This window comes from Streptomyces sp. NPDC054796 (genome assembly GCF_053611545.1).
Genome location: NZ_JBSHAO010000020.1, coordinates 140,781 through 146,955 on the forward strand (window position 1 = coordinate 140,781; position 6,175 = coordinate 146,955).

At 71.9% G+C, this 6,175-nt stretch carries 6 protein-coding genes; all 6 read left to right on the forward strand.

Annotated elements, in window-relative coordinates; all coding sequences use genetic code 11:
• Window positions 1-9 precede the first annotated feature (9 nt).
• The 6 genes from ACWGJ2_RS18940 (at window position 10) to gatB (ending at window position 5,877) form a co-directional block, all read left to right on the forward strand.
• On the forward strand, window positions 10-1,290 hold the full coding sequence (locus tag ACWGJ2_RS18940) for a CaiB/BaiF CoA transferase family protein (RefSeq protein WP_453347253.1): 1,281 nt from the start codon (window positions 10-12) through the stop codon (window positions 1,288-1,290).
• Between the two features lie 101 nt (window positions 1,291-1,391).
• Window positions 1,392-2,132, forward strand: a complete 741-nt coding sequence (locus ACWGJ2_RS18945; protein WP_453347254.1) for an enoyl-CoA hydratase/isomerase family protein — start codon at window positions 1,392-1,394, stop codon at window positions 2,130-2,132.
• 173 nt (window positions 2,133-2,305) lie between these two features.
• Window positions 2,306-2,602 carry an Asp-tRNA(Asn)/Glu-tRNA(Gln) amidotransferase subunit GatC gene (gene gatC / locus ACWGJ2_RS18950; RefSeq protein ID WP_453347255.1) on the forward strand — a complete coding sequence of 99 codons (297 nt, stop codon included), beginning with the start codon at window positions 2,306-2,308 and terminating at the stop codon, window positions 2,600-2,602.
• Between the two features lie 5 nt (window positions 2,603-2,607).
• On the forward strand, window positions 2,608-4,101 hold the full coding sequence (gene gatA / locus ACWGJ2_RS18955) for an Asp-tRNA(Asn)/Glu-tRNA(Gln) amidotransferase subunit GatA (protein WP_453347256.1): 1,494 nt from the start codon (window positions 2,608-2,610) through the stop codon (window positions 4,099-4,101).
• Complete coding sequence (locus ACWGJ2_RS18960) at window positions 4,098-4,343, forward strand: hypothetical protein (protein ID WP_453347257.1); 246 nt, start codon at window positions 4,098-4,100, stop codon at window positions 4,341-4,343. The genes gatA and ACWGJ2_RS18960 overlap by 4 nt, the downstream gene beginning before the upstream one ends.
• Before the next feature lie 25 nt (window positions 4,344-4,368).
• Window positions 4,369-5,877 (forward strand): Asp-tRNA(Asn)/Glu-tRNA(Gln) amidotransferase subunit GatB, encoded by a 1,509-nt coding sequence (gatB, locus tag ACWGJ2_RS18965; RefSeq protein WP_453347258.1) that lies wholly within the window; start codon window positions 4,369-4,371, stop codon window positions 5,875-5,877.
• Window positions 5,878-6,175: the final 298 nt, after the last annotated feature.

Below are 6,175 nucleotides of genomic sequence, written 5' to 3' on the forward strand. Positions count from 1 at the left end.
CGCCCCCCCATGGACGACCCGGTTCCCTCCCCCTCCCCTTCCCCCCAGTCCGCCGACCCGTCCACCCAGACCCCACAGCCCTCCACCCCCTGGCTCCGGCACGAGGGTGCCCTCGCGGGGCTCCGGGTGCTCGACCTGTCCCGGATCATGTCGGGCCCGTTCAGCACCATGGCCCTCGCCGATCTCGGGGCCGACGTCATCAAGATCGAGAACGGCGGCACGGGCGACGACACCCGCGCCTGGGGCCCGCCGTTCCAGGGCGGGGAGGCCGCCTACTTCCTCAGCGTCAACCGCAACAAGCGCAGCCTCGCCGTCGACCTCAAGGACCCCGAGTGCCGCGAACTGGTCCAGCGGCTGGCCCGTAGCGCCGACGTGGTCGTGGAGAACTTCCGGCCGGGCACGGCCGACCGCCTGGGTCTCGGCTACGAGGAGGTCTCGGCCGCCAACCCCGGCGTCGTCTACGCCTCGATCAGCGGCTACGGCCAGACCGGCCCGTACCGCCAGGAGCCCGGCTACGACGCCATCGCGCAGGCGCTCTCCGGGATCATGAGCGTGACGGGCGAGGCGGACGGGCCGCCCGTGCGGTTCGGGGTCTCCGGGGCCGATCTGGCCGCCGGGATGTGGGCCACCATCGGCGTGCTGGCAGCGCTGCGCGAGCGCGACCGCACCGGGGCCGGGCAGTGGGTGGACGTCTCGCTGCTCGACGGGCAGATCGCGTGGCTGACGTACGTCGCCGGGGGCTGGTTCACCAGCGGCGAGGTGCCGGGGCGCTACGGCTCGGCCCACCCCACGATCGTGCCCTACCAGGCGTTCCCCACGGCCGAGGGGCATCTGATGATCGCGGTCGGCAACGACGCGCTCTGGCGCCGCTTCGCGCCCGCCGTCGGACTGGACTCCCTCACCGAGGACCCGAGGTTCGCCACGAACCCCGACCGGGTACGCAACCGCGATGAACTCCTCCCCCTCGTCGAGAAGGCACTCTCCGCGCGCCCGGCGGAGGAGTGGGCCCGCGTACTGGCCGACGTCTCGGTCCCCGCCGGCCGCATCAACACCGTCGACCAGGCGCTGGCGCATCCCCAGGTCAGGGCCCGCGGCATGGTGACGGAGACCCGGCACCCCACGGCCGGGGACGTGCGCATGGTCGCCTCGCCGCTGAAGCTCTCCGCCAGTCCGCCGCGCGTCCGCAGCGCTCCGCCCCTGCACGGCGAGCACACCGACGGCATCCTGGAGGCCATGGGCGTCGACGGCACCCGCATAGCCGGGCTGCGTGCGCGCGGAGCGGTCCGGTGAAGGGGCAGGGCTCCGCGGCTTCCGCCGTGGGCGCAGGGCACGCCGGGTCCCGCGCGAACGGCGCATCCGGTACGTCGGGTGCGTCCGGTACGTCGCCGGATATGCCGGCCCCGCTGGTCGAGGTGGGCCCCGACGGGCCCGTCGTCGAGATCACCGTCGGCAGCGGCGAGCGGCGCAACGCGCTGACGTGCGCCGCCTGGGCCGAGCTGGAGCGGCGGGTACGGGCGCTCGGCGAGCGGGACGAGCTGCGGGCCGTGGTCGTGCGCGGACGCGGGAACACCTTCTGCGCGGGCTCCGACATGAACGAGTGGGACGGCGCGAGCCCCGAGGAGGTCGAGGAGACCTTCACCCGCATGGAAGCGGCGTTCCGGGCGGTCGAGGAGTGCCCGGTCCCCGTCGTCGCCGAGATCCACGGCGTCGCCGCGGGCGCCGGATGCCAGCTCGCGCTCGCCTGCGACCTGCGCTTCATGGCGGGTACGGCGCGCATCGGCATGCCCATCGCGCAGCTCGGCATCATGGCGAGCCCCGCCTTCGCCGCCCGGATGGTCGCCGTCGCGGGCCCCTCGGTGACCCGCGGCCTTCTCTACACGGGGCGGCTGCTGGACGCCCGCGAGGCGGTGGAGGCCGGGCTGGCCGACCGGCAACTGGCCGCGCCCACGCTGACCGCGTTCACCGAGCGGACCCTCGCGCGCATCGCCGAGCAGCCGCCAGCGGCCATACGGGCCGCCAAGCGCGCGGTCTCCGCCGCGCTGTCCCCGTCGCGCACGGCCACCGCCGTCAACGGGGAGAGCGCGGTCGCCTACGCCGAATTCCAGCGCGCCGTGGGTGACTTCCTGCGCTGATCCGGCGGCGCGGGACGGGGTGTCGGGCGGTCCGGTACGGGTACGCGGCGCACCCGTACCGGCGCCCACGGGCACCCCGCGCGGCCCTCGTGGGCAAAGCGCTTCGCGGGCACCGGTGCCCGACCCATAGGATTGGGGCGGAAAATCCAACACTCACCCCAGAGGATCGCTGCATGCCTGGCATCTCGCGCGAGGAGGTCGCCCACCTCGCCCGGCTGGCGCGTCTGGAGCTGAAGGACGAAGAGCTCGATCACTTCGCCGGTCAGCTCGACGACATCATCGGCGCGGTAGCGGCCGTGTCCGATGTCGCCGACGAGGACGTACCACCGACCTCCCACCCGCTGCCGCTCACCAACGTCATGCGCCCAGACGAAGTCCGTCCCGGCCTGACGCCCGAGCAGGCGCTCTCCGGCGCGCCCGCTCAGGAGCAGCAGCGTTTCAAGGTGCCGCAGATCCTGGGCGAGGAGTGACCGCCATGACCGACCTGATCAAGCTCACCGCGGCCCAGATCGCGGAGAAGATCGCGAGCGGCGAGGTCAGTGCCGTCGAGGTCACCGCCGCGCATCTGGAGCGCATCGACGCCGTCGACGAGAAGGTGCACGCCTTCCTCCACGTCGACCGCGAGGGCGCCATGGCCAAGGCCCGCGAGGTCGACGAGAAGCGCGCGCGGGGCGAGAAGCTCGGCCCGCTCGCCGGTGTGCCGCTCGCGCTCAAGGACATCTTCACCACCGAGGGCGTGCCCACGACCGTCGGCTCCAAGATCCTCGAAGGCTGGATCCCGCCGTACGACGCGACGGTGACGAAGCGCCTCAAGGAGGCCGACGTCGTCATCCTCGGCAAGACCAACATGGACGAGTTCGCCATGGGGTCCTCCACCGAGAACAGCGCCTACGGGCCGACGGGCAACCCCTGGGACCTCACCCGCATCCCGGGCGGCTCCGGAGGCGGCTCCTCCGCCTCCCTCGCCTCCTACGAGGCGCCCCTCGCCATCGGCACCGACACGGGCGGCTCCATCCGCCAGCCCGCGGCCGTCACCGGCACCGTCGGCGTCAAGCCGACCTACGGCGGCGTCTCGCGCTACGGCATGGTGGCCTTCTCCTCCTCCCTGGACCAGGGCGGTCCCTGCGCCCGCACGGTCCTGGACGCGGCACTGCTGCACTCCGTCATCGCCGGGCACGACGAGAAGGACTCCACCTCGATCGACCAGCCCGTGCCCGACGTGGTCGAGGCCGCCAGGAACGGGAACGTGGCGGGGCTGCGCGTCGGCGTCGTCAAGGAGTTCCGCGGCGAGGGCTACCAGGCGGGCGTCATGCAGCGGTTCGACGAGTCCGTCGAGCTGCTGCGCGAGCTGGGCGCCGAGGTCGTCGAGCTGTCCTGCCCGTCCTTCACCAAGGCGCTCGCGGCGTACTACCTGATCGCGCCCTCCGAGTGCTCGTCCAACCTCGCCCGCTTCGACGCCATGCGCTACGGCCTGCGGGCCGGTGACGACGGCACGCACTCCGCCGAGGAGGTCACCGCGCTGACCCGCGAGGCGGGCTTCGGCGACGAGGTCAAGCGCCGCGTCATGCTCGGCACGTACGCGCTCAGCTCCGGCTACTACGACGCGTACTACGGCTCGGCGCAGAAGGTGCGGACGCTCATCACCCGCGACTTCGAGCGGGCCTTCGAGCAGGTCGACGTGGTCGTCTCGCCGACCACCCCGACCACCGCCTTCCCCATCGGTGAGCGTGCCGACGACCCGATGGCGATGTACCTTGCGGACCTGTGCACCATCCCGTCCAACCTGGCGGGGAACGCGGCCATGTCCGTCCCGTGCGGACTGGCGCCCGAGGACGGGCTTCCGGTGGGGCTCCAGATCATCGCCCCCGCCATGGCCGATGACCGGCTCTACCGTGTCGGTGCGGCCGTCGAGGCCGCGTTCCAGGCACGTTGGGGACACCCGTTGCTGGAGGAGGCACCGTCGCTGTGAGTGGAAAGCTCGAAAAGGCCAAGGGTTTCAAGAAGTCCAGGACCGGCATGTACGTGTCGATCGCCACGTCGCTGTTCGGCGTGATCGGCACCGTCAAGCGGGGCAAGCAGGCCCGCCGGGAGGGCGACACGCTTCAGCTCATCGACGTGGCGGTCTCCGCCGCCGGTATCGCGACGGGCGTCGCACTGCTCGTACGCGAGCTGCGCCGCCTGGACGTGGACGACATCCTCGCGGACGACTGACGCGGGAGAGAAAGGTTAGTTTTCCGTGACCGTCACTGAACTGGTGTCGTACGAGGACGCGCTGGCCACCTACGACCCCGTGATGGGGCTCGAGGTGCACGTCGAGCTCGGTACCCGCACCAAGATGTTCTGCGGCTGCGCCACCACACTCGGCGCCGACGCGAACAGCCAGACGTGCCCGACCTGCCTCGGGCTCCCCGGCGCGCTGCCGGTGGTCAACGCCATCGGCGTCGAGTCCGCGATCCGCATCGGCCTGGCGCTGAACTGCCAGATCGCCGAGTGGTGCCGCTTCGCCCGGAAGAACTACTTCTATCCGGACATGCCCAAGAACTTCCAGACCTCCCAGTACGACGAGCCGATCGCCTTCGACGGCTACCTCGACGTGCAACTGGAGGACGGGGAGATCTTCCGCGTCGAGATCGAGCGCGCCCACATGGAGGAGGACACCGGCAAGTCGACGCACATCGGCGGCGCGACGGGCCGCATCCACGGCGCGTCGCACTCGCTGCTGGACTACAACCGCGCGGGCATCCCGCTCATCGAGATCGTCACCAAGCCCATCGAGGGCGCGGGCGAGCGCGCCCCCGAGGTCGCCAAGGCGTACGTGGCCGAACTGCGTGAGCTGATCAAGGCGCTCGGCGTCTCCGAGGCCCGCATGGAGATGGGCCAGATGCGCTGCGACGTGAACCTGTCGCTGCGGCCCAAGGGCGAGAAGAAGTTCGGCACGCGCAGCGAGACGAAGAACGTCAACTCGCTGCGCAGCGTGGAGCGTGCCGCACGGTACGAGGTGCAGCGGCACGCCGCCGTCCTCGGCTCCGGCGGCACGATCATCCAGGAGACCCGCCACTTCCACGAGGAGGACGGCAGCACCACCTCGGGCCGCGTCAAGGAGGAGGCGGAGGACTACCGCTACTTCCCCGAGCCCGACCTCGTGCCCGTCGCGCCCTCGCGCGAATGGGTCGAGGAGCTGCGGGCCGGGCTGCCCGAGCTGCCGAGGCTGCGCCGCAACCGGCTGCGCGAGGAGTGGGGCATCTCGCAGCACGAGATGCAGTCGGTGCTCAACGCCGGCGCGGTGGGGCTCATCGTCGCCACGACCGACGCCGGTGCGGATGCGGCGTCGGCGCGCAAGTGGTGGATGGGCGAGCTGGCCCGCCGGGCCAACGAGTCCGGCACCGAGCTGGCCGACCTGCCCATCACGCCCGAGCAGGTCGCGAGGGTCTGCGCCCTGGTCAAGGAGGGCTCGCTCAACGACAAGCTGGCCCGCCAGGTCATCGAGGGCGTGCTGGCCTCGGAGGGCTCGCCGGACGAGGTCGTCGAGAAGCGCGGCCTCAAGGTCGTCTCCGACGAGGGGGCGCTCGGCACGGCCGTCGACGAGGCCATCGCCGCCAACGGTGCCATCGCGGACAAGATCCGCAACGGCAAGGTCCAGGCCGCCGGTGCGCTGGTCGGGGCCGTCATGAAGGCCACCCGTGGCCAGGCGGACGCGGCGCGCGTGCGCGAACTGATCCTGGAGAAGCTCGGCGTCGAGGGCTGAGCCCGCCTCCGGCTGTTGAGGGGCGACCCCTGTGCGGGGTCGCCCCTTTCGCGGGGGTGGTTGCGCGGGACGGTTGGCCGGTGTGGTGGGTGCCGTAGGGTCCCGCGCTGGGTTTGTGGGGTTCGCCGCCGTTTTCGGGTGCGGGTGGGTGGCTTCGGTGCGGTGTGTGGTTGCGGTGGGGTGCGGCTGGCGCCGCGTGGTTTTTGGCTTGTGCTGGTGGTCGTGTGGGGTTGGTGTGTGGTGGGGGTCGGTGCCGTGGTGGGGTGTCTCCTCGGGCGGCGACAAGTGCGGGTCTCGT